General features: G+C 46.5%; 17 protein-coding genes. 7 read left to right on the top strand and 10 right to left on the bottom strand.

All coding sequences use genetic code 11. From position 1 onward, the window contains the following. The first annotated feature begins 179 nt into the window (after window positions 1-179). On the top strand, window positions 180-1751 hold the full coding sequence (locus BUB19_RS16205; protein WP_073095649.1) for an Rne/Rng family ribonuclease: 1572 nt from the start codon (window positions 180-182) through the stop codon (window positions 1749-1751). A 13-nt stretch (window positions 1752-1764) separates the two neighbouring features. Here the strand turns inward: BUB19_RS16205 and BUB19_RS16200 are convergent, their stop codons facing one another. Both BUB19_RS16200 and BUB19_RS16195 read right to left on the bottom strand, forming a co-directional pair. Beyond that, window positions 1765-2142: a DUF805 domain-containing protein gene (locus BUB19_RS16200; RefSeq protein ID WP_073095647.1), complete on the bottom strand. Its 378-nt coding sequence runs from the start codon at window positions 2140-2142 to the stop codon at window positions 1765-1767. Window positions 2143-2234: 92 nt separating this feature from the next. Then, window positions 2235-3092, bottom strand: a complete 858-nt coding sequence (locus tag BUB19_RS16195; protein WP_317041595.1) for a type III pantothenate kinase — start codon at window positions 3090-3092, stop codon at window positions 2235-2237. 52 nt (window positions 3093-3144) lie between these two features. On the opposite strand from BUB19_RS16195, the gene BUB19_RS16190 reads away from it, so the two are divergent. From BUB19_RS16190 to BUB19_RS16180, 3 genes are read left to right on the top strand one after another with little or no spacing between them, the layout of a single operon-like run. Then, on the top strand, window positions 3145-3624 hold the full coding sequence (locus BUB19_RS16190; protein ID WP_073095645.1) for a GNAT family N-acetyltransferase: 480 nt from the start codon (window positions 3145-3147) through the stop codon (window positions 3622-3624). A gap of 53 nt (window positions 3625-3677) precedes the next feature. Continuing rightward, window positions 3678-4778, top strand: coding sequence for a vWA domain-containing protein (locus BUB19_RS16185; protein WP_073095643.1), 1101 nt, complete (start codon window positions 3678-3680; stop codon window positions 4776-4778). A gap of 3 nt (window positions 4779-4781) precedes the next feature. Further along, complete coding sequence (locus tag BUB19_RS16180) at window positions 4782-6308, top strand: P-loop NTPase family protein (protein WP_073095641.1); 1527 nt, start codon at window positions 4782-4784, stop codon at window positions 6306-6308. 186 nt (window positions 6309-6494) lie between these two features. On the opposite strand, the gene BUB19_RS16175 is transcribed toward BUB19_RS16180, so the two are convergent. The 4 genes from BUB19_RS16175 to BUB19_RS16160 form a co-directional block, all read right to left on the bottom strand. Beyond that, window positions 6495-7691 (bottom strand): redoxin domain-containing protein, encoded by a 1197-nt coding sequence (locus BUB19_RS16175; RefSeq protein WP_245802876.1) that lies wholly within the window; start codon window positions 7689-7691, stop codon window positions 6495-6497. A gap of 197 nt (window positions 7692-7888) precedes the next feature. After that, window positions 7889-8926, bottom strand: coding sequence for an ABC transporter ATP-binding protein (locus BUB19_RS16170; protein WP_073095639.1), 1038 nt, complete (start codon window positions 8924-8926; stop codon window positions 7889-7891). Between the two features lie 20 nt (window positions 8927-8946). Further along, entirely contained in the window at window positions 8947-10569 is a 1623-nt protein-coding gene (locus BUB19_RS16165) for an ABC transporter permease (protein WP_245802875.1), read from the bottom strand. A gap of 35 nt (window positions 10570-10604) precedes the next feature. Further along, window positions 10605-11633 carry a Fe(3+) ABC transporter substrate-binding protein gene (locus BUB19_RS16160; RefSeq protein ID WP_084097375.1) on the bottom strand — a complete coding sequence of 343 codons (1029 nt, stop codon included), beginning with the start codon at window positions 11631-11633 and terminating at the stop codon, window positions 10605-10607. A 114-nt stretch (window positions 11634-11747) separates the two neighbouring features. Here BUB19_RS16160 and BUB19_RS16155 point away from each other — a divergent pair, with 114 nt between their 5' ends. The 3 genes from BUB19_RS16155 to BUB19_RS16145 all read left to right on the top strand — a co-directional run bounded on the left by BUB19_RS16155 (window position 11748) and on the right by BUB19_RS16145 (window position 16237). Beyond that, on the top strand, window positions 11748-12683 hold the full coding sequence (locus BUB19_RS16155) for a hydrogen peroxide-inducible genes activator (RefSeq protein ID WP_073095635.1): 936 nt from the start codon (window positions 11748-11750) through the stop codon (window positions 12681-12683). A gap of 59 nt (window positions 12684-12742) precedes the next feature. Beyond that, window positions 12743-14131, top strand: a complete 1389-nt coding sequence (locus BUB19_RS16150) for a dipeptidase (protein WP_073095633.1) — start codon at window positions 12743-12745, stop codon at window positions 14129-14131. 96 nt (window positions 14132-14227) lie between these two features. Continuing rightward, window positions 14228-16237, top strand: a complete 2010-nt coding sequence (locus BUB19_RS16145; protein ID WP_073095631.1) for a protein-disulfide reductase DsbD family protein — start codon at window positions 14228-14230, stop codon at window positions 16235-16237. 378 nt (window positions 16238-16615) lie between these two features. Here the strand turns inward: BUB19_RS16145 and BUB19_RS16135 are convergent, their stop codons facing one another. Genes BUB19_RS16135 through BUB19_RS16120 form a run of 4 tightly spaced genes read right to left on the bottom strand, consistent with a single transcriptional unit; the run spans window position 16616 to window position 23795 of the window. Then, window positions 16616-17740: a glycoside hydrolase family 16 protein gene (locus BUB19_RS16135; RefSeq protein ID WP_317041594.1), complete on the bottom strand. Its 1125-nt coding sequence runs from the start codon at window positions 17738-17740 to the stop codon at window positions 16616-16618. 5 nt (window positions 17741-17745) lie between these two features. After that, the gene (locus BUB19_RS16130; RefSeq protein ID WP_073095627.1) at window positions 17746-19224 is read right to left on the bottom strand and encodes a PKD domain-containing protein; all 1479 of its coding nucleotides are present in this window, start codon (window positions 19222-19224) and stop codon (window positions 17746-17748) included. A gap of 12 nt (window positions 19225-19236) precedes the next feature. Further along, window positions 19237-20709: a RagB/SusD family nutrient uptake outer membrane protein gene (locus tag BUB19_RS16125; protein ID WP_073095625.1), complete on the bottom strand. Its 1473-nt coding sequence runs from the start codon at window positions 20707-20709 to the stop codon at window positions 19237-19239. Between the two features lie 5 nt (window positions 20710-20714). After that, the gene (locus BUB19_RS16120) at window positions 20715-23795 is read right to left on the bottom strand and encodes a SusC/RagA family TonB-linked outer membrane protein (protein WP_073095623.1); all 3081 of its coding nucleotides are present in this window, start codon (window positions 23793-23795) and stop codon (window positions 20715-20717) included. Window positions 23796-23956 lie beyond the last annotated feature (161 nt).

Genomic DNA, 23956 nt, shown 5'->3' with positions numbered 1-23956 from the left:
TTAAAATATTGTTAAACTTTAAACCAAAAAATTATGCCTTGCGGTAAAAAAAGGAAGCGACATAAGATTGCTACGCACAAGCGTAAGAAAAGATTGAGAAAAAACAGACACAAGAAGAAGTAATAGTGCTTCTTTTACACATTTAAAACGTTCTTTTATTTTATTAACAGAGACACAATTTGAGTTCGGAATTATTAATTGATTCATCTCAAAATGGTAGTCGGATCGCCTTGTTGAAAAACAAGAGCTTGATTGAACTTCACACAGAAGAAGAAGACAACAAGTTCAAAGTTGGTGATATTTATCTGGGATCTGTAAAAAAAATCGTCAATGGCCTGAATGCCGCTTTTATTGACGTTGGTTTTGAAAAAGACGCCTTTTTACACTATCAGGACCTGGGCCCAAGGGTAAACAGCCTTAATAAGCTGGTAAAGTTAATCCGGAACAAAAACCGGAAAGAACTGAACCTGAAGGGTTTCCAAACCGAGCCTGAAATCGACAAGCTGGGAAAGATATCGCAGGTATTGTCGAAAAACAATCAGGTCCTCGTCCAGGTCGTTAAAGAACCTATTTCAACCAAAGGCCCGCGACTATCCTGTGAGCTCTCCCTTGCTGGTCGATACCTGGTTTTGGTACCCTTCTCTGACACGGTCAATGTATCTAAAAAGATACGAAGCGCCGAAGAGCGGAGACGGTTATCCAGGCTGATCACATCCATCAAACCCGTAAATTTTGGGGTCATCATCCGTACCGTGGCCGAAGGACAGTCGGTTACAGAGTTGGACAAAGATCTCAGAAACCTCCTGGAGGCATGGGAAGAAGGGATGCAAAAGCTCCAAAAAGCCAAGGTAAAAGACAAAATCATTGGAGAAATGAGCCTGGCCTCTTCGATTATCAGAGACCTGCTCAACGAATCTTTCGACGCAATCACAGTAGAAGACGAAGTAATCTACGATCAGATGCGATCTTACATAAGATCCATTGCTCCGGAAAAAGAAAAAATTGTTAGGCTTTACAACGGAAAAGCCAAGCTCTTTGAAAGTTTTGGTATTGAAAAGCAGATCAAGAGTCTATTTGGATCTGCCGTCAGCTTGCCACAGGGTGGCTATCTCATCATTGAACATACAGAGGCATTGCATGTGATAGACGTCAATAGTGGCAATAAATCCAATCAGGAAAGTGATCAGGAAAACACAGGCCTGAAAACAAATTTGGTGGCTGTAAAAGAAATTGCCCGACAACTGAGGCTCCGCGATATGGGAGGTATCATTGTCATTGACTTTATCGACATGAAAAAGGCCGAAAACAAACGGGCTGTATTTGAAGCGATGAAGGATGCCATGAGGGATGACCGGTCCAAAAATACTGTTCTCCCACTTACCAAATTTGGCTTGATGCAAATTACCCGACAACGGGTAAGACCCGAAATGAATATCGTTACCAAAGAAACCTGCCCTTCCTGCAATGGAACCGGAAAAATTCAGGCCTCCATATTGGTAGCAGACAAATTGGAAAAAGATCTGGAGCATCTTGCCACACACCAAAACGAATCGAAGATTAAAATAGCCTTGCACCCATACCTTTATGCCTACTTTACACACGGCATCATTTCCAGAAGGGTACATTGGTTTTTTAAATACTATAAATGGATCAGTCTGATTAAAGATTCTTCACTACCGGTGACGGAGTACAAATTCCTGGATCATTCAGGAGAACCTATAGAAGTAATTATTAAAAGCGAGTCTGAATAAGACCCGCTTTTTTTTATATCTGTGAAATCGCCGTTTTGGGGTTGGGGCCATACTGGTTATCCGGCTGGCTGTCCTGCACCATGAATACGATAAGTACGATTACTCCCAATACAGGGATCAAGCCGATCAGGATCCACCAGCCGGACCTACCCGTATCATGCAGCCGTCGCACCGCCACCGCGATGCCTGGAACAAACACGGCCAGACTGTAGATCATGCTGAGGAAATTGGTGCCCAGAAAGGCACCGACTATGCCTAGACCTATACTTACCAGAATATTAAATAGCACAAAATACCAGTATTCACTTCTTCTTGCCCGGCCCTGAAATTGAGCATACTTGTTTTTCAATACATCCAGATAATAATCAAACGGTTGCGGTTGGGGGTTCATGGTAAATGGTTTTTTAGATGAAACATGAAAATATTGAACCTAAACTTTTCTAATCAAATTTCCAAATCCAGACCCTGTGAATGTCTTATAAATCAGCCCTTTTTTCGGTTTATCAGGGTGATTTGTTGGATGCCTTTTAAAGTCAGGTTTACATCTACCATCGCAAATTCACCGGTCAGGTGTTGCATGACCGCGGATAAACCCCCGGTCGCTATGACCTTAAATTTGGTTTGGGTCTCCGCTTCTATGGCATGTAGCATACCTCTCACCAGACCGGTATACCCATAAAAAATTCCTGCCTGTATGGCATGCACTGTATCCTTACCCAATACCGATGGAGGCATCTCCAGGCTAACTTTGGGCAACCTCGCGGTATCGGTAAACAATGAATTGATGGCAGTTTTTATTCCGGGAACGATGTTGATCCCTATCACTTTACCGGTTTTATCTACGATGCTGAAGGTAAGCGCTGTGCCAAAATCCACCACAATACAGGCGTCTCCGAAACAATCATAGGCAGCGGTGATATTGGCCATCAGGTCTGTTCCGATCTCGTCGGGATTGGAAGTTTTTACCCGCAATTTTTCATAGCTGCTCCCATTGATAAAATAAGGCTCAACACCAAAGAAATTGATACAGCACTGCATCAGGATAGGTTTCAAGTCCGGAACTACTGTACTCAGACCAATGTGCTTCACGTTTTCAGGTTCCATCCTATTCTCCAGAAAAAAGATCCCCAATGCCCTTTCCAGTTGAAAGACGGAAAGCTTTTTAGTCGTCTCAATTCGAAGCACCTTATCCCAGGAATCACTCTGGTCCTGGTTGAAGCCGAATACGATATTTGAATTTCCTGCGTCTACAGATAAAAACATGGGTATCAAACGTTCGATTTCAAATATACTCATGCCGGCAAGAATCCTTTCACACCATTCCGCTTTTATTTTCTTCACACAGACCGGCTGTATTGCTTTTAAAGTGCTTCAATTTTAGTAATTTCAAATCATGTACACAGTAAGAGAAGGAAAAAAAGCAGACTTGCCAGCCGTATTTAACCTGATCAGGGAGCTGGCCCTGTATGAAAAAGCGCCCCAAGAAGTAACCAATAGCGTAGAATTGATGGAAACCGACGGTTTTGGTCCGCAGCCGGTCTTCGGATTTTTTGTGGTTCTCCGGGACAGTGATCAGGAGATCATCGGAACGGCCATTTACTATTACAGGTACAGCACCTGGAAAGGAAAGCGGCTTTACCTGGAGGATTATATCATCACCGAACAGGAGCGAGGCAAAGGAGCCGGTAAACTGCTTTTTGAGCGTGTCCTTGCCAAATCCCTGGAAGATAACTGTACCGGTATGATGTGGCAGGTGCTGGATTGGAATGAACCGGCAATTAAATTTTACGAAAAATACGGAGCTAGTTTTGAGAACGAATGGCTCAATTGCCATTTACAGGCGGAGGAAATAGCGCGTCTCATAGCATCCTGAAAAGGTATTTGCAAAACTGAAAACCCAAGTAGCTTATTTCTTGTTAAGGACATATGAAAGGATTTAGATTCACCAAATTCGTTCCCCGGAAAGATCCGGATAAGGACAACTTCGAACAGCTCCTGGATATATTTTTACAGTTGATCACCATGACCGGAGGAGACGTAGCCGAGGCATTAAGCTGGCTTTCCAATCTGGACAAACGGTATAACATGACCAAACCAGGTTACGGAATTGGTGATTTTATCGAAGATTTGAAAAGCAAGGGCTACCTGGATGAGAAACAGGGGAAGGGAGAACTCAAGATAACCGGTAAATCTGAACAGACCATTCGGAAAAGTGCCCTGGAGGAAATATTTGGAAAGTTAAAAAAAGGAAAAGGCGGACAGCACAAAACCACCCATACCGGACCTGGTGAGGAAAAAGGATCAGACCGGCGGCCTTTTCAGTTTGGCGATAACCTGGACCAGATAGCACTGACGGATTCCCTCCGCAATGCCCAGGCAAATCACGGCCTTTCCGGTGATTATTTACTCACTGAAGATGATCTGGAGGTGGTGGAGAGAGAAATGCGCACGCAAACCTCCACCGTGCTGATGATCGATATCTCCCATTCCATGATATTATACGGCGAGGATCGGATTACACCAGCAAAGAAAGTAGCGATGGCGCTTGCCGAATTGATCAAGACGAGGTATCCCAAAGATACCCTGGACATTATTGTATTTGGAAATGATGCCTGGCAAATCGAAATCAAAGACCTCCCCTACCTTCAGGTAGGCCCCTATCACACCAACACTGTGGCGGGGCTTGAACTCGCCATGGATCTGCTGCGCAGACGAAAAAATCCGAATAAGCAGATTTTCATGATCACGGACGGAAAGCCTACCTGCATGAAAGTAGGTATCAAATACTATAAAAACAGCTTTGGAATAGACAGTAAAATCCTCAAAGAAACCCTGAAACTGGCGGCCCAATGCAGAAAATTAAAAATTCCCGTAACTACTTTTATGATCGCCTCAGACCCCTACCTCAAAGAATTTGTCAGGGAATTTACGACGGTAAACAATGGAAACGCCTATTACAGCAACCTCAAAGGCCTGGGTCATTTGATTTTCGAAGATTACAGGAGAAACCGAACCAAACGTTTTTAAAATATGGAATACACAAAGATGACTACCAGGGATATACTGAAAATAAAAACTCTTGGTCAGCTAAAAGCCACCGGCTATATCCCAAAAACCATCAAAGAAGAACTCAGACACAATCTTATCGACAAAATAAAAAACAAGGAAAATGTTTTTGAAGGAATATGGGGATACGAAGACACCGTAATCCCGGATATTGAACGTGCTATCCTGTCCAGGCACAACATTAACCTGCTGGGATTGAGGGGGCAGGCCAAGACAAGGATTGCCAGAATGATGACCCTGCTCCTGGACGATTATGTACCTACTGTGAAGGGGGCAGAGCTGAATGACGATCCCATGGCACCGATTTCCACTTTCTCCAGAGAATTGATCGCTGAGAAGGGTGACGACACGCCAATTCATTGGTGGGCCAGGGAAGACCGGTATACGGAAAAATTAGCCACACCCGACGTTTCGGTAGCGGACCTGATAGGAGATGTAGACCCCATCAAAGCCGCTACAATGAAGCTTTCCTACAATGATGAAAGGGTCATTCATTTTGGCCTGGTACCGCGCTCCCACCGATCTATTTTTGTGATCAACGAGTTGCCCGATCTACAGGCCAGAATTCAGGTCGCTCTGTTTAATATACTACAGGAGGGGGACATCCAAATCCGGGGTTTTAAGCTCAGGCTGCCTCTGGATATACAGTTTGTCTTTACAGCAAACCCTGAGGATTATACCAATAGGGGAAGTATCGTCACACCCCTTAAAGACAGGATAGAAAGCCAGATCATCACACACTATCCAAAAAACATCGAAATCGGTAGAAAAATCACAGCCCAGGAAGCCCGTCTTGAAGGCAAGCCGCTGGAAAAAATCCACGTACCTGAGCTGATGAAGGACCTGATCGAGCAAATAGCCATTGAAGCCCGGGATAGCGAATATGTGGATGAGAAAAGTGGTGTTTCTGCCAGATTGACTATATCGGCATACGAAAACCTGATTTCGGCTGCAGAAAGGCGACTGTATCTCAATGGAGAAACCAACACCATCGTCCGGATAGTGGACCTGATTGGCGTGATTCCTGCGATCACGGGAAAGGTGGAGCTGGTATATGAAGGAGAGCAGGAAGGAGCCGGCCTGGTGGCCTACAATCTGATAGGCAAAGCGATCAGAAACCTATTCGTACAATATTTCCCATCACCCGAACAAAAAAAGAAAGAAAAAGAAGGCAATCCTTATGTACTGCCCCTTTCCTGGTTTGGGGAAGGCAACAGCCTGGATGTTTTGGCCAGCCAGACGGACAAAGAATACAAAAAAGCACTTCATGATGTCCCTGGACTTGAAAAAATTACGACCCAGTTTGTAGAAACCCTGCCTGAAAAAGAAAAGGAATTTTACATGGAGTTTGCACTGCATGGGCTTGCAGAATACAGTCAGCTCAGTAAAAAACTGTTGGATACCGGCATGCAATTTAAAGACCTCTTCAGTAGTATGTTTGACCTGGGGGCTCCGGGTCTGGATGAAGATGAAGATGAAGACTTCAGTTGATCTCTGAAGGTTGTACCAAAAAAAGAAGGCTATTTCTTGCTTCCTTTTTTATGACGGGAAATTTCAGTATGAATCAGCAGCTTCAGCCTGCATATTGAATATGTGGACTACTGTGCTGATCCAGGTCTGCATTCTGCTCAGGTCAGTTACTATCGGGATACACCAGCGTACAGGTCAGCTTATCGTCTAATAATACCTGCCAATCAGGGGATGGTCGACAATCTTTCTCTTCAATGCCAGCGGGTCTATGGTTCCCGGCACCTTATAGTATACCTTCCCACCCGGTTCTATCAATAATGTCAGGGGCAGGCTCCCGTCCCATTCGTTTTGGACCACATCAATGATGGCATACTTGTCGTCGGTATCTACCAGGTAATTGGTAGTGGCAGAATATTTCTTCCGTAGAAATTTTAAGGCCTTGTCTTCAGCTTCAGGATTATCGAGACTTACCGATACAAATTCAAAGTCCCGGTCTCCATACATGCGCTGGATCTCGATGAACTCGGGATACTCTACGATACAGGGTCCGCACCAGGTCGCCCAGAAATTGACCAGCCTCAACTGATCGGTATCGTTCTTCAGCACCTTATCGAGATCCTCAAGACTTATTTTATTCAGGTCTACCGGCTTCTTTTTCCAGTCTTCATTGACCTTTAAAGTATATTCGTTTTTCCAGGCCCACTTGATAGAGCAGCCAAAAGCGGGAGTGCTGGCCCTGTCGGAAGGTAGCGGTTCTCCATTCAGCGTTCTTTCTATCGCATATCTGGCATCTTCCGCCTGCCCTGTACCCGGTTTTTCGGAAGCATCGATCCTGCCCTGGTAGCTTAGCTTTCTATCTTTATCAAACACAAAAATATGGGGGGTGGCAGTAGGACCATAGGCGGTAGAAAAATGGTGTTCGTCACCATCATACAAGTAGGGGAAGTTATAATTCATCTCCTCCGCCCTGATTTTCATGCTCTCAAAATCGTCGTTTAAATCGGTATAGCCCAATTCTTCGGGCAACACTGCTATAGGGGAATTGGGAGAGATCGCAATAAACTGTACTCCCTTATCGCTGTATTCGCTTACAAGGTCTTTGTATCGTTCTTCATAGGCCTGTGCTGTAGGACAATGGTTACAGGTAAAATTGATGACCAAAACCTCCTTATCGGCGTAGTCGGAAAGTTCGTGGTATTTCCCATCCACTCCCGGCAATCTGAAATCCGGGGCCTGTTCCCCTATGGCCAGGGTCGTCACCGGTTTTTCTTCCACCACTTTTGGATCAGGACTGAAAAATGCGGCTTCGGCAGACTGAATGTCTTCTTTATTTACGGAGCTGTCATTGCTCCCACCACATCCGAGAAGCAGAAGGAAGATAAATGCCGGGATGAAAGATTTCACCGAATTTGTATACGATTTAACAGGGATCATATTGATATAGGTTTGGGTACATGTAGTTTTGGTTAAAATAAATTTAATCAATAATACCTTCATATTAAAACGCAGGACCTTTAGGTGCTAGAACAATTCGCATGAAAAATGCGGGAAGTGCAGAATTTTCACTTTAAAACGGTATAATAGCTTAGTCTGGCAAACCGTTAATAAGCATCTTCGGCTTTAAAAGACCTGATCGTAAAAAAAACACTGCTTCCGATCACAAAATGGCGGGACGGGCTGGCCCTTACATATATAAATTTTCCGGATTCGTCGCTCAACTTCACCATTTGATGGTCCCCGAAATAAGCACTGTGGAGTACGGTACCAATTAATGCCTGCTTAAGGCTTTTTTTAAACCTTATTTCCTCAGGTCGGAAAAGTATCCTTACCTTGTTCTGAAAGGACCTGGATCTCTCGTCAGCGATAAAGCCGAAGGACGAGTAAAAACCATCTTCCGTAGCAGTGGCCAGGATTTGATTTCTGCGGCCAAAAAAATTGGCCACATAGGAATTGACCGGTCTTTCGTACAGGTTTCGGGGAGTATCTACCTGTTGCAGCTGACCTTTGTGGAGTATCGCCACCCGATCTGCTGTAGAAAGTGCGTCTCTGGTATCGTGGGTAACAAAAATGGCTGTGATGCCGGTGCGTTTGATGATCTGTCTCATTTCCTCCCGAACCTGGTCTTTCAACATGGCATCGAGATTGCTAAAGGGCTCATCTAAAAGTAATATTGCCGGATTTGGTGCAATTGCTCTGGCAAAAGCGACTCGCTGCTGCTGTCCACCCGAAAGTTGATGGGGATATTTTCTGAGGTTGTCGGTGATCCCCACCAAATCCAATGATTCCCGGGCCAGTTTTTCCGCCTCCCTGCCGGATTCCCGGATGCCGAAGCAGACATTTTCAAGTATATTCAGGTGCGGAAAAAGTGCATAATCCTGAAACACCATGCCTACCTTCCGTTTGTTTGCCGGTACCGAGCGGTTTTTCGCCACCAATTCCTTCCCAGCCAAAACGATGGCCCCGCTGTCGGGATGTTCCAGACCAGAAATCAATCTCAGCAGGGTGGTTTTGCCAGAGCCGCTTGCGCCTACCAACGCAAGAATTTCCCCTTCATTTACAGCCAATGAAATGTTTTTTACCGCATACTCCTCAGATTTGGAATATTGTTTTGCTATGCCCTGCAGCCTGAGTATACCCATTCAAAAGTATATGATTTCGTTTACATGTTCGCTTTCCGTATCACCCTGTTGAGAAATATTATGGGAAATATCCCGGTGAGGATAATGATCAGCGCTGAATTGGCCGATTCGGCTATCATTTCGTTAGTGGCCATATCAAAAGCTTTGGTCGCCAGGGTATGATAGTTAAACGGTCTTAAAATCAAAGTTAAGGGTAATTCTTTTAAAACATCTACGAAAACCAACAAGATGGCACTAAAAAAACTCGCCCTGACCAGGGGCAATTCAATTTTCAGCAATGTCTTCCAGCTATTGTGTCCCAATAGCCTGCTGGCCTCGTTGACCTGAATGCCGGATTTCTGAAAGCCAGCGTCCAGGGGATGATAACCGACCGCCATGAACCGCACCACATAGGCGAACAGGAGTACAGACACCGAGCCGGAAAGCATCAATTGCCCCGTGTCAGCAAAGACCCAACGATCAAGGCTCAGCACCGGGATCATAATCCCTATGGCGATCACTGCTCCGGGAATAGCGTAGCCTATCGTACCTATTTTGGTCAGACTCCTGAACCAGCTAAACGAGCTGAGGCGTAAGCTATACAGCAAAACCACTGCAATTAGGGCAACAGCTAAACCAGAGCCTGCCGCCAGACCGAAACTTCTCAGAACCAGCAAATAAAAGCCGGAATTCAATGAGCTTTCATAGCTGATCCAAACCCAGTGCAAAATCTGTAAAAACGGAATAAAAAAACTGCCCAGAAATACCAAAAAACACGTCGCTGTCAGCAGCCAGGTTTTTGACTTCGAAAGCTGCTGCCTGGTCGTAGGCTTATTGATAAAATTGACAGGCGAAAAACGCCTTTTTCCTCTTTGCAGCACTTCCAGGTATAAAATGGAAAACACCAATAACATGAGAATCGCTGCCAGGTAGATGGCTGTAGTGACATCTCCCATAGAAAACCAGGACCTGAAAATCCCGGTAGTGAACGTGCCTACCCCAAAATACTTGACCGTGCCGTAGTCATTCAATACTTCCATTGCTGCGAGTGCAATCCCTCCGACGATTGCGGGCCGCGCCATCGGCAAGGCCACTTTTGTGAAACTATACCAATTGCTACTCCCAAGCAACGCGGCGGCATCCTGGAATGTGCGGGATTGCTGCAAAAAAGAGGCACGAGACAGAAGGTATACGTAGGGAAAAAGGGTGATCGAAAGTATAAAGACAGCCCCGGGGAGATTCATGATATCCACTATACTTCCGACTACCTGTATGTCGAACTGGTTTCGTAGGAAAGTCTGCAGTGGGCCGGTATAGTCCAGCAGGCCGGTATAGGTATAGGCCATGATGTATCCGGGAAAACCCAGGGGCAGAATCAAAAGCCACTCAAAATGCTTTCTGAAGGGAAACTCATAATTGGTAACAATCCAGGCCAGCGACACACCCAGAATAAACGTGGAAAGGGCTACACCCGCCAGCAACAGTAGCGTGTTCTGAAGATACCCTACCAATAAATTTTCTGTCAGGTGGCTCCAACTGCTTCCCGGTGCGCTAAACAGGTTTACAAAAATACTTAGCAAGGGTGCAGCAATGAAAAACAGCAGCAGCAAGCTGGCGGCCATCCAGTTGTTCCACCAATAAATCCTTTTTCCGGCTATTTCCACAAATTCAGTACCTGCCCTTTATTCAATTGCCCTGATCAATTCCAACCTACCTTGTCAAAAATCATGACCGCCTCACTGTTGTTTTCTCCCAAAAGCGAAAGATTGATGTCATCCGCCTTGAATTCTCCCCAACTTTGTAGCAGTTCGGATGGCGCTACACGGGGATTCACAGGATACTCGTAGTTTACATTGGCCAGTACTTCCTGAGACTTTTCCTCCGATAAAAATTCAATCAGCCTGATCGCATTGTCCCTGTTCGGAGCATGCCGGGTGACCCCGATTCCGGAAACATTGATGTGCGTACCCCTGTCATTTTGGTTTGGGAAGAAAACCTCAACCTGCCGGGCTGCCTTTACCGTTTCCTCGTTGGGGTCGTTCAGCATGATGCCTATATAATAGCTATTCACTATGGCCACATCTCCCTCTCCGGAGGCTACAGCTTTTACCTGATCCCTGTCGCTACCTTTTGGATCTCTCGCCATATTTTCCAGCAGACCAGCTGCCCATTCCTCTGCAGCCTCCTCGCCATGCGCGACGATCAGAGAAGCCAGCAGGGATTGGTTGTAAATGTTTTCGGATGATCTGGTGAGCACTCTCCCTTTCCACATTTCATTCGTGAGGCTTTCGTAGCTGTCCAACTCATCCCTATTGACACGCTCCTTGTGATAGGCAAGGATTCTGGCCCTATAAGTAAGTCCAAACCACAAGCCCTCCGGACTACGAAATTTAGAAGGAATATTCGTTTCCAGTATTTCAGATGTTACAGGTTGCAACAGGTTTTTTTCCTTCGCCCTGTGAAGCCTGCCTGCGTCGACCGTGAACAGTACGTCAGCCGGGGAGCCTGCTCCCTCCAATTCCAGCTTCTGGATCAGCTCATCAGCACTTGCACTGACTACATTGACTTTGATCCCCGTCTCCTCAGTAAAAGCATCAAACAATTGCTGATCGGCATCGTAATGCCTGTGCGTATAAACATTCACTTCCTCGCCTTCGTTTCTTGTACAGGAGAAGCTTACGATGGATAAAAGTGACACCAAAGCAAATATGTTTCTATAGTTCTTCATGATCTTCCTTGATTTTGAAACAAAATTAGGCATTATTTAAAACAAATCTAAATAAAAGAAAAAAGGTTTTTATATTTATGCCGGAAAAAAGGAGCACATCCCATCCGTAGGAAAATGACCATTCAACAACTCGAGTACATCTTGGCCGTAGAAAAATTCCGCCATTTTGGCCAGGCGGCAGAAGCATGCTTTGTCACCCAACCTACCCTCAGTGCCCAGGTCAGCAAACTGGAAAAAGAGCTGGACATCATTATCTTCGACCGGTCAAAAATGCCTGTAATCCCCACAGAGATCGGTGAAATAATCATAGGGCAGGCCAAGAAAGTGGTTTCGGAAAGTAAAGGTATATTTGAACTGGTTTACCAATTAAAAGGCGATGTCAGCGGACTGATTAAGATGGGTGTGATCCCTACCTTAGCGCCCTATCTCCTACCGCTATTTATACAGAATTTTCTGCAAAAATATCCCAAGGTACAGCTACAGGTACAGGAAATGGTGACCGAGGATATCCTTAAAAAACTTAAGAATGACGAATTGGACATTGGCCTGGTCGTCACGCCACTACAGGAGCCTGGAATAGTAGAAAAGCCGATTTTTTACGAGAAATTTTTTGCCTACCTGTCAAAAAACCACCCGCTGCTTACCCGGAAGGAAATTGCCGTTTCCGATATCATGGCCGGGGACCTGTGGGTATTGCAGCAGGGCCATTGCTTTCGGGACCAGGTACTCAATCTCTGCGATCAGGATAAATTCAAGCGGATGAATTTTCATTATGAAAGTGGCTCCCTGGAAGGCCTGAAAAATATGGTAAACCGATATAAGGGCATTACCCTCCTGCCTGAACTGGCCACCGATGGGCTGAGAGAAGAGGAATCAGGCCGGTTGCGCCCTTTTGCAGGAGATGCGCCTACACGGGAAGTGAGTCTTATTCTGACCCGGAGCTTTTTGAAGCAAAAATTGGTGAACCTGCTGTTTGAAGAAATCCAGCACGTGGTCCCCAAACACATGCTGTCCAACAATAATGGCAAGCTTGTAAATTTCAAACTTTAAGGGGCGAAAATCCTTTAAAATGTTTTAATTTCGGTTTTCACATCAAGCAAGGAAAGGGCATGCCATTAAAACAATACATAGAAGCAAATTCGGAGAGATTTCTGGGAGAACTGTTGGAACTGTTGAAGATACCCTCGGTCAGTGCAGACCCTGCCTACAGGAAGGAGGTATTCAATGCAGCGGAATATGTTAAAAAGAGTCTGGAAGAGGCGGGTGTAGACAAAGCTGAAATTTGCCAGACTGCAGGGTACCCGATCGTCTATGGCGAAAAAATCGTAGATGTCAGAGCACCCACTGTATTGGTCTATGGACACTACGACGTGCAACCAGCAGATCCATTGGAATTGTGGGATTCACCTCCTTTCGAGCCAGTCATCAAAAAAACTGGTCTGCACCCCAATGGAGCCATTTTTGCCAGAGGCGCTGCCGATGATAAAGGGCAGTTTTTCATGCATGTCAAAGCTTTTGAGGCCATGCTGGCCGGTGGTGAGCTTTCCTGTAATGTAAAATTCATGATTGAAGGAGAGGAAGAAGTAGGCTCCGAAAACCTGGACATCTTTGTCCGGGCAAACAAGGAAAAACTTGCCGCGGATGTGGTCCTGATATCCGATACCTCCATGATCTCCTTGGAGCATCCCTCTGTGACGGTAGGTTTAAGGGGACTCGCCTACATGCAGGTGGAAGTTACCGGGCCCGATAAGGACCTGCATAGCGGCACCTTTGGCGGGTCAGTTGCCAATCCCATTAATGTGCTTTGTAAAATGATCGCCTCGCTGCACGATGAAAACAACCATATCACCATTCCCGGCTTTTATGATCAGGTCCGGGAATATGGAAAGGAGTATAGGGACAAATTGAATCAGGCTCCTTTTGATGAAGGTGAGTTTAAAAGAAAGCTGGATATCAAAGAAACCTACGGAGAAAAAGGATATACCACCATTGAGCGGGTGGGCATAAGACCCACATTGGATGTAAATGGCATTTGGGGTGGCTACATAGGGGAAGGGGCCAAAACGGTACTTCCCTCCAAGGCTTCAGCCAAAATCTCCATGCGCCTGGTACCTGATCAGGACCACAGAAGCATTGCCAGGCTTTTTGAAAACCACTTCAAAAGCATTGCCCCCCCCGCAGTAAAGGTAAAGGTAGTGCCTCATCACGGCGGACAGGCGGCCGTCGTACCCACAGATTCTCACGGCTACAGGGCAGCAGAGGCGGCCATCATGGATGCTTTTGGCAAAAAAGCGATTCCTACCCGGGAAGGAGGCTCCATTCCTATTACTGCATTGTTTCAAAAAGTGCTTGGCCTGGACCCCATTTTGCTGGGTTTTGGGCTGGATACAGATGCCATTCATTCTCCCAATGAGCATTATGGGCTGGATAATTATTTTAAAGGCATCGAGACGATCGCTTTGTTCTTCAAACATTTTCAGCTACAGCACAAGAAATAATAAGGATTAGTGCTTATTGAAGCCAATCAGGAACTTATCAGCAGGTTTTTTTATTAGCAAATGGTATTGGTTCATTGAGGAAACAAAATTTCAATAATGCATTTGAACAAAATCGTCCTGTTATTTCTCCTGTTGTTCACCCATGGTCTTCAGGCCCAGGTCATCTCTCCCCCGCAATGGGATATTGCCCTGGATACTCCTGAGCCAAAACCCGGTGAGGAGGTTAGCCTGGTATTCAAAGCTAAAATTCCCGTCAATTGGTACATCTATTCCAATGACTTTGATCCGGACCTGGGCCCCCTGCTCACAGAAATCGTGTGGGAAGACACCACTGGTCTGAATACTGTGGGTGGCTTGAAAGCCATTGATCCGAAAACAAAATATGAGGAAATCTGGGAAGGGGAGGTGACCTATTTCGAGAAAGAAGGAGAATTCAGGCAGCAACTGCTGATTGAATCCCCCGATGCATTGATCAAGGGCACTCTGGAATATCAGATGTGTTCGGACATTACCAATCAGTGTATCAATTATCAGGAAGAATTCAGCATTGCCCTGGGCGCAGCTGCGGCGCAGCAGGCCCAGGCGGACAAGACAGATGCCGCCTTATTTGACAGTCCGCAAGACTCGGGAGGATCTGAAGATAAAATTTCATTGGAAAGACCTGAAGAGTCACTGATTGGATTTTTGATAATAGCTTTTCTTGCCGGCCTGGCTGCCTTGCTTACTCCCTGTGTGTTTCCCATGATCCCAATGACGGTCACCTTTTTTACAGGAAGGGCAAATTCCAAAATTCAGGGCTTTAGAAATGCCTTTATTTACGGATTTTCTATCATTGCCATTTACACCATAGCCGGCACCATCGTGGCCGGGGTTCAGGGTCCGGAATTTGCCAACTGGCTATCCACACACTGGATACCCAACGTTTTCTTTTTTGCCATATTCATTTTCTTTGCCCTGGCCTTTCTGGGTTTGTTTGAGATCAATCTGCCCACCGGATTCGTAAATAAGATCGATGCCAGGGCGGACAAGGGCGGCATGATTGGTATTTTTTTCATGGCGTTTACGCTCGTACTGGTATCGTTTTCCTGCACGGGGCCTATTGTGGGTTCCATACTGATCAGTTCTGCGGGCGGAGCATTGTTAAAACCCATTTTAGGCATGTTTGCTTTTTCTCTCGCATTCGCACTTCCATTTACCATGTTTGCTATTTTTCCGGAATGGCTCAATTCCCTGCCAAAATCCGGTGGCTGGCTCAATTCGGTGAAAGTCGTGCTGGGCTTTCTCGAACTGGCCCTGGCCTTCAAGTTCCTGAGCATTGCAGATCAGGTATATCACTGGGGTATCCTTGACAGGGAGATATACCTGGCCATTTGGATTGTCATATTTGCGCTACTGGGTGTGTACCTGCTGGGCAAATTGCGCTTGCCACACGACAGCCCCATGGAATATTTGGCTGTGCCCAGACTGCTCCTGGCCATGGTTACCTTTGTCTTTGTGCTGTACATGGTTCCGGGGATGTGGGGCGCTCCCCTGAAGGCCCTGAGCGGGTACCTTCCACCCTTATCCTCGCATGATTTCGACCTCGTAAAGATCAGCAGAGAAAACTCGCTTTCCTCCGACCAAAGTCTGGACGAGGTACCCAAATATGCAGACTTTCTTCATTTTCCTCATGGAATCCAGGGCTACTTTGACTATGACCAGGCCCTGGCCGCCGCCAGAAGGCAAGGCAAACCCCTCTTTATCGATTTTACGGGACACGGATGCGTCAATTGCAGGGAGATGGAAGCACGGGTCTGGTCGGACCCAAGGGTCTTGAAACGGTTAAAGGAAGATTTTGTGATGGTGGCTTTGTATATCGATGAGCGGTATGAACTTCCCGAATCGGAATGGTACACTTCCAGCTATGATAATAAAGTCAAAAGGACTATAGGCAAACAGAATGCAGACTTTCAGATCACCCGATTCAACAACAATGCCCAACCCTATTATGTGATCCTGGATCATGACGAAGAACTTTTGGTAAGCCCGATTGCCTACGAGACGGATATTCAGAAGTTTATCGATTTTCTGGATGCCGCCAGTAATGAGTTTGCAGGGCGGCAATAGGAAGTGAAAGGTTTCTGCCTAAATTATGATTCCTGTTTTTTAAACCATATAAGGCATAAAAGTGCCTATGAGGTCATTTGGATTTTCTGGCGAGATATTTTTAAAAGGACCTGTTTCGTCCTGCTACGTACACATGACGAGGAAGAAAAGTGTCGTTTAGCTAATGCAAGCCCTCTTCAATGCCTTTAATTCCAGATATCGTTCCTGTTTCTTAACCATAAAAAGGATAGACGTACCAACAAAGATTATGGAATTTGCATTCTTTGACAACAACCTAACCGGGTTTAAAAAAAATCAAATATCTGAACTGTCAGGCAAACAAAAAAGCGGCATCTCAAGATACCGCTTTTTTCAAAACTATCGGGCCATCAAATAAACCTACTCCCGCTCAAAAACCCGTACATAGTCTACGGCCAATTGCTGCGGAAAGCGGGTGCTGGCGTCAGGATTTCCGGGCCAGTTACCTCCCACTGCCATATTGATCAGCAAAAAGAAAGGCTCCCTGAACTCATTCATGGCTGAAGGAGAAATGTCCATGGTATGAAATACCTCATCATCCAGCAACCAGGTGATTTGGTTTTCCTCCCAGATCAGGGAATAAACATGAAAATTATCTTTCAGGATAGCCCCATCGGTAAGGGATCGCTTTCCGCCATCAGAAGCATAGCTGCCGTTATTGTCCCAGTGCAGGGTACCATGGACAGTATTGTCTCTGCCATCGGCGTTACCGCCGATCATTTCCATGATATCGATCTCTCCGCAAGCAGGCCAGGGCACCTCTGTGATATTTTCACCCAACATCCAAAAAGCTGGCCAGATACCCTGTCCCTGAGGCAAGGCAGCCCGAATATCGATACGCCCAAATTGGAAATTCTGCTTCCCCTGGGTTTTGATACGGGAAGAAGTATAGTTTTTTCCTCCCATATTTTCCTCCCGGGCCGTAATTACCAGATAACCGCCTTCCAGCCTCGTATTCTCCCGACGGTAATACTGCAGTTCATTATTGCCCCAACCGCAGAGGTTGGGACAACCGTCTCCCGTCTCAAAAACCCAATCGGCAGACAAGCTCTGGCCCTCAAATTCATCATTCCAAACCATTTCATAGCCCTCATAGGTCATCGGAGAGGTAAATCCGGTTTCCGGAAATCCCAGACCCAACATCTGTTCGCTTATGCTTACACTTACCTCTTCCCGGATAAAATCCGTTTCGGTAGCATGCGCCTGTACGGTTATGGTGTATTCACCCGGATTTGTATAGCGGTTACTGGCAGCATTTCCGTCTACCCGCTCAGCAACATCGTTTTCCCCACCAAAATCAACCCGGAAAAAATTGGTTCTATCGGCAGTAAACATTACCTGAACCTGTCCATTTTCGCCGATTTCCAGACTCACCTCCAGGTTTTGCGGCAGGAGCACTTCCGGCTCCTCCTCCGCCTGGTTACAACTGCTTGCCGAAAATAGGGTAAGCACAAGGGACAATATCTGGATTACTTTTACCAACATAAGCATCATGATTCAGTCTCAGGGATTAGTACGAAGGTCCAGAATACCGAACCGGAATCTGAAATATCGATGGTAATCGTCAGTTCTTCAACACCATCCTCGTTGGTGTAGCCAATCACCTCATAGGTAACCGCCCGGTCTTCAGCGGGTGGACCGGATTGGTATTCACCACCATTAAAGGCCTTGGGCAATGCAATAAACGCTCCGGTTCCGCTTACGGTGATGCTGGCATTTTCGGTATCCGTAGCTTCAGAAAAGCTGAATTGATGGGATCCGGCTCCCCAGAACTCCCCCGGAGTTCCGTCAAGATTAGCTACCGGCTGGCATCCTTCTTCTTCAAGTCCCATATAGCCCTCCCCAAAGATATCATCCTGCGGATCGTAGGTGTAAACACCATCCTCCTGAAAAGTAAACCTATCGTTGAACAAGCAGGCGCGATCTGCCGAAATGTCCTGTCCATTGGGAAAAAATTCATCACTTCCGGGCGCAGGGCCCACTCCGAATGCGCCGACCGCAGGTTTCAGTTTCCAGGTTTTGGTACCATCGCCTACCAGACTTGCCAGGCTGAGTGTACCCGGATCTATTGGTTCAGGCGTGGCCTCTTCCTCCGGTACAAAATCTTCCGGAATCAACCTGATGTACCAGGCCAGATCAGTATTGGCCTGATCCACGAAGCGCAGCAGTATTTCATTTTCTTCGACTACAACCATTTGGTACGTCCTGCCACCCGCAAAATAACCTATAAATCCTCCCTGAGAGATGGTCAATTCCGGATAAGCGCCTTCTGGTTCTGCTATGCTCCACTTGAGGTCCTCCGGCGCCTCATAGGGGGCAGAAAGATCTCCTACACCCGGATCGAAAGCTCCCGGAAATTCAGCTCCCTGCGCCGCATTGAGGTATACGAGTCCATCGGTCTCCATGTCAAAGGCAAAATCAGCCAGATAAAAGGTGTATCGGTCTGTGTACATGCCGGATCCCTCTTTTTCATTGGGCTGGGCCTGATACCATTCAGGAAAATCCCCTGCCTGTGAGGGGTTGGGTCCAACACCAAAATGCCCGGCCCTACCTGCATCAACCCTCCATGTCTTTCCTTCAGCCGCATCGGCACCACCGGTCAGCGTGTTATACAAGGGTTTGTCCAGCAGGAGTGGATCTGTTTCGGCGATTTCTATTTCCTTACTTACCGTAACACTTCCTCCGGCATTGAAAACAGTCAAAGAAACGGTATAGGTACCTGCCGTGGGAAAGGTACCGGTAACTGTCTTTCCCGAGCCCGAACTGCCATTTCCCAAGTCCCAATTCATGATAAAAAAATCATTGGCAGCGGTAAACTGCAGAATATTGTCACTTTCTGCAGTAGGTTCAAAACTAAAATCAGCATCTTCCTGTGTTGGAGGGGCTTCTTCCAGCGTATATTCCTCTATACATGCCGCCATAAATAGTAATGGCAGCATTAACCTGATATAATTGATGTATTTTTTCATGGGATTTACTGTTTAATATCCTGGATTTTGTTGCCAGATACCTCCCGCCAGGTCAATTTCAACCTGGGGTATGGGAAAGATTTCGTGTTGACCTGAGACAAAGCCGCTGATCCTTGATGCAGCCTGTCCCGTTCGGACCAGATCAAAAAATCTGAGCCCTTCGCCGGAGAGTTCAAATCTTCTTTCGTCCAGAATAGCCTGATACAGTGCCTCATCACTACTGTTGATCTCCGGCATATCAACCCGCTCCCGCACTTTGTTGAGCTCTGTCCGTGCCCTCCCGTCATTTCCTGATCTTTGAAAGGCTTCTGCTGCCATTAGCAAAACATCCGCCCAGCGTATCGCTCTGTAATTCAAAGGACTGGTCAAATCATCATCCGGCAGTCCTCGTTCATTGAGCCTTTTGATGTACTTGTTGTTGTAATAGCCGGTATGCCCTCCACCTCCGATGGCGTAGGTGATTTCATCCGGGTTTGGCTGAGCAGCGATAAATGCTTCGATATCCAGAACGGTGGCTTCTCTGCGGATATCTCCTTCCGCAAAAGCCTCATAAAGATCCTGCGTCGGCAGGTTATAACTGTTACCGTCTGCATAAAGCGGACCGTTGTACTGTCGGATACTCTGAAAACCTACCGCCGCATTGCCATTGAGACAGACCAGGCAGCCGTAATCTCCGCCCTGTAATCCGCTAAACTGAATGGTAAAAACGTCCTCTGCCACATTCCTGTTTTCATTGTAAAATAGGGTACTGTAGTCATCAAACAGTGCATACCCCGCCTGGTTATCGTCGATCAGCTCTCCCAAAACGGTAGCCGCCTCTGCGTACTTATCCTGGTATAGCAGCACTTTTCCCAGCAGTGCCATGGCAGCTCCTTTGGTCAGACGGCCAGTCTCACTTACTGTCCAGGGCAGCACTTCAATTGCCTCCTCCAGGTCTGTTTCGATCTGTGCATAAATCGTAGCCATGGGCGTACGTTCGGCGCTGGTGATTTCATTGATGGAAATCCTTCTGTCTACAATCAGAGGCATATCACCAAAATAGTTGACCAGGTTGAAATAAAAGTAGGCCCGCATAAATTTTGCTTCAGAGAGAATAAGCGCTTTGCCGTCAAAATCAATATTGTCCTGATTTTCAAAAATATAATTTGCCCGGGCAATACCGGTATAATTCACACGCATGACAGCCCTGAGTTCTTCATTTACCCCACCATGGCTCATGTTTTCTATTTCGTGTAATCCTCTGGAATCATTGACGCTTTCTCCTCCCGCAATAGCATTGTCAGAGGCGATCTCTCCGATCCACATGTTGAGGTAGGCAGGCTGCATCATGTCATACACACCGATGATGGCCCTGTCGAAATCCTCCTGCGTATTGAAGAAGTTTTCTGCATCCTGGGTAAATTCAGGGTCTATATCCAACAAACTATCGCATGCGGAGACCATCCCCAAAGTAAGGATAAGTATTCCTTTATATATTTTTTTCATTGTATTTAGAATTTAATATTTAAACCAGCCATAAAGGTTCTTGCCTGAGGATAAATACCGTTGTCTACACCAGCAAACAATGGATTTCCCGAGCCCACATCAGGGTCAAAGCCCTGGTACCTGGACAGCGTAATCAGGTTATTGGCTGCCAGGTAAAAACGGAAATACCGCATTCCGAGCTTCCCGGCTATCTCCTGCGGAAGGGTATAGCCAAACTGCACATTTCGAAGGCGCATAAAGGAACCATCCTCCACGAAGTAATCTGAAAAGACGTTATTCCGGGTAGCTCCCGTAGTCAGTCTTGGATGCGTGTCGGTTGTTCCCGGTCCGGTCCATCTGTTGATCGTGTAGGAAAGTTGATTGGCAAATGGCTGCTGTCTTTCGTAGTTTCGGATGATCTCCTGACCCAACGCGGCATAAACATTGGCGCCAATATCAAAACCCTTGAAATCCGCCGTAAAGTTGAATCCCATAATCAGGTCTGGAATAGGAGAGCCTATCTGGGTGCGGTCAGCATCGTCGCCAAAGCTGATCGTACCGTCCCCGTCCTGATCTACAAACCGCAAATCCCCGGGTTGAGCTCCTGGCTGTGCTACCTGGCTTGAGGCTATCTCTTCCTGCGTTTGGAAAATACCGTCGGTCTGGTAGCCGATAAAGTAGCCTATGGGAAATCCTTCCTGAAACCTACTGGCCACGTTACCACCTACACTGAAACCAGCACCTGGAATAAATTCAAATCCTTGCGGCACTGCAGTAACCTCATTTTTTAAGAAGGTGACATTATAGTCGGCACTGAAATTCACACCGGTTTCCCTGTTGCTGGCATAGCCCAGCTCGAGCTCCACCCCCCGGTTCAATACATCCCCGGCATTGATCACCGGAGGGGCACCTCCGGGTCCGTAGGCTCCTAAAAGAGCGGACACATCAGGCTGGAAGAGCAGGTCTTTGGTATTCTTGATAAAATAATTAGCGGTAAAGTCCAGGTTGTTAAACAATGAAAAGTCTAACCCTATGTTGGTTTGATAGGTAGTTTCCCATTTCAGCTCGGGATTGCTGGTGTTTCCTATCGCTGCACCATTGACAATCAGGTCATTAAACACGTAGGAAGCCGATCCATTGAGTAATCCCCGGTAGCGGAAAAGGCCAATCTGATCGTTTCCTGACACGCCAAAGCTCGTCCTTAGTTTCATGAAGTCAATGGCACCGGCGTTGAAAAACGGTTCATCAGAGATGACCCAGGCTCCCGAAATGGCAGGGAAATACCCTATTCTGTTGTTGGGGCCGAAATTGGTAGAACCATCCCTCCTCAGGATAGCAGAAAAAAGGTAGCGTTGCTTGTAATCATATTCTCCCCTCACAAATGCTGAGGTAAGCCTTTGGCGACTTTGAAAAGATCCTACCCCATTTAAGAATCCGCCGGGAGCCTGATTGGCCGAAATATCTGCAAAATCCAGGTTGTTGTTTGGAATGTTAAAACCGGTGCCATTTAGCCCCTCACTTCTATTGCCCACCAGAGAGAGTCCAAACATCCCTTTTACCCTGTGCAGCTCGGCAAAGGTCCTGTTGTAGTTTAGAAAGGTTTCCAGGTTGTAATCCAGGAAGGTATTTCTGGATTCGAATACACTGGCTCCCCGCTCAATCTCAAGCCCTCCGACGTCTACCAACACAGGATCCAGATTTTCATTCCTTGCCGAATTGGCAAATTTTCCCGGTCCATACCATACCAGAGGGTTAAAGGTTTTGGCATCTACCATGGCGTAGTTATATCCGACCCTACCAGTCCAGGTAAAATGCTCACTGATGGCATATTCCAACTCTTCCTTACCTACCAACTTGTTGACATAGGTATTGTTGTAGGCATTTTCCATTTGGGCCAGGGGGTTGATGATGTCATTGACATTTTCCAGATAGGAATACCTGTCACCCACGCGAATAGGTTCTGTTGGATAGGCATTGATGGTATTGTACAACACAGAGCCGATACCTCCTTGTGGCAAACTGCTACTTTGCTCTCTGGTAAACAGGAGCACGTTGGTAAATTTTAACTTTGGGGCAATTTCCGTCGTGAAATTTATCCGGGCGTTGTATCTTTCAAAATTAGCTTTCGGACCGCCGACGATACCCTCCTGAGCAAAATAACTGCCGCCGATAGAATAAGAAGTCTTTTCCGATCCTCCGGTGACAGTGAGGTTGTACTCCTGAATGGGCGACTCCTGAAATACGGCGTCCTGCCAGTTTGTGCCCTCTCCCAGCTCCACATTGTTGAATGGCGGGACCTGTCCACCGGCGGCAAAGGCCTCATTCTTCAGTATCGCAAACTCTCTGGCATTTAACAGGTCCAGCTTTCGGGCAGTTTCCTGCACACCATAATAGGCATTAAAATCAAGCCTTGGCCGGCTGCCCAGGTTTCCCTTTTTGGTCTCGATCAATATCACCCCATTGGCAGCTCTGACACCGTAAATGCCTGCGGTACCATCTTTGAGCACATTCACCGACTCGATATCGTTGGGATTTAACGCATTAAGACCTGCAGCATCATAAATGACCCCGTCTACCAAAATCAGTGGATCATTGTCTCCAAATGTGCCGATTCCCCTGATCCGGATATTCGATGTACCCCCGGGTGCCCCGGAATTGGTACTGATATTCACACCAGCCATCTTGCCTTGAAGCGCCTGATCAACGCGGGGCATGTTCATTTTCTCAATCGCCTCACCTTTTACTTGTGCGGTAGCTCCCGTCAATTCCCTTTTTGTAGCAGAGCCATAACCTATTACGACTACCTCATCCAGGTTGGAGACGTCTTCCTCCAACACCACGTTGATTTCGCGCGCCGTTCCGACAGTTACCTGCTGTGCCTTAAAACCCAGAAAGGAAAACTGAAGCTGTTCACCGGTTGCAGCGTTAATGGAAAAATTCCCATCAATGTCTGTAACTGTCCCTACACTGGTTCCCACTTTGAGAATACTTACTCCGGGAAGCGGAAACCCCGTTTCGTCCGTTACCGTACCAATAATCTCATTGGATTGCGCCGCCGCAAGCATGGACAAACACACGGTAAAATACAGTAATAATACTTTTTTCATTTGAATTAATTTGGATTTACATCTCGCCAAATTTGATAAACAGCAGCCTGATCCGGAAAAATAACCCTACAACAATACTACATCAACCCATAGTTACCCTTTTCACAAAAACCCTACAGACATGGTATAAAAATGCTCTCTATCGTTCCTAAAGGCATTTT

This window comes from Cyclobacterium lianum (assembly GCF_900143075.1).
GTDB classification, from domain to species: Bacteria; Bacteroidota; Bacteroidia; order Cytophagales; family Cyclobacteriaceae; genus Cyclobacterium; species Cyclobacterium lianum.
This window is presented reverse-complemented; position numbering and strand designations above follow the sequence as displayed.

Bases quoted from the DNA above. Each gene is read 5' to 3' on its own strand.
- BUB19_RS16145 (WP_073095631.1), top strand. From the start codon at position 14,228: ATGCATTTGAACAAAATCGTCCTGTTATTTCTCCTGTTGTTCACCCAT.
- BUB19_RS16150 (WP_073095633.1), top strand. From the start codon at position 12,743: ATGCCATTAAAACAATACATAGAAGCAAATTCGGAGAGATTTCTGGGA.
- BUB19_RS16180 (WP_073095641.1), top strand. From the start codon at position 4,782: ATGGAATACACAAAGATGACTACCAGGGATATACTGAAAATAAAAACT.
- BUB19_RS16170 (WP_073095639.1), bottom strand. From the start codon at position 8,926: ATGGGTATACTCAGGCTGCAGGGCATAGCAAAACAATATTCCAAATCT.
- BUB19_RS16120 (WP_073095623.1), bottom strand. From the start codon at position 23,795: ATGAAAAAAGTATTATTACTGTATTTTACCGTGTGTTTGTCCATGCTT.
- BUB19_RS16125 (WP_073095625.1), bottom strand. From the start codon at position 20,709: ATGAAAAAAATATATAAAGGAATACTTATCCTTACTTTGGGGATGGTC.
- BUB19_RS16160 (WP_084097375.1), bottom strand. From the start codon at position 11,633: ATGAAGAACTATAGAAACATATTTGCTTTGGTGTCACTTTTATCCATC.
- BUB19_RS16185 (WP_073095643.1), top strand. From the start codon at position 3,678: ATGAAAGGATTTAGATTCACCAAATTCGTTCCCCGGAAAGATCCGGAT.
- BUB19_RS16135 (WP_317041594.1), bottom strand. From the start codon at position 17,740: ATGTTGGTAAAAGTAATCCAGATATTGTCCCTTGTGCTTACCCTATTT.
- BUB19_RS16130 (WP_073095627.1), bottom strand. From the start codon at position 19,224: ATGAAAAAATACATCAATTATATCAGGTTAATGCTGCCATTACTATTT.
- BUB19_RS16190 (WP_073095645.1), top strand. From the start codon at position 3,145: ATGTACACAGTAAGAGAAGGAAAAAAAGCAGACTTGCCAGCCGTATTT.
- BUB19_RS16200 (WP_073095647.1), bottom strand. From the start codon at position 2,142: ATGAACCCCCAACCGCAACCGTTTGATTATTATCTGGATGTATTGAAA.
- BUB19_RS16155 (WP_073095635.1), top strand. From the start codon at position 11,748: ATGACCATTCAACAACTCGAGTACATCTTGGCCGTAGAAAAATTCCGC.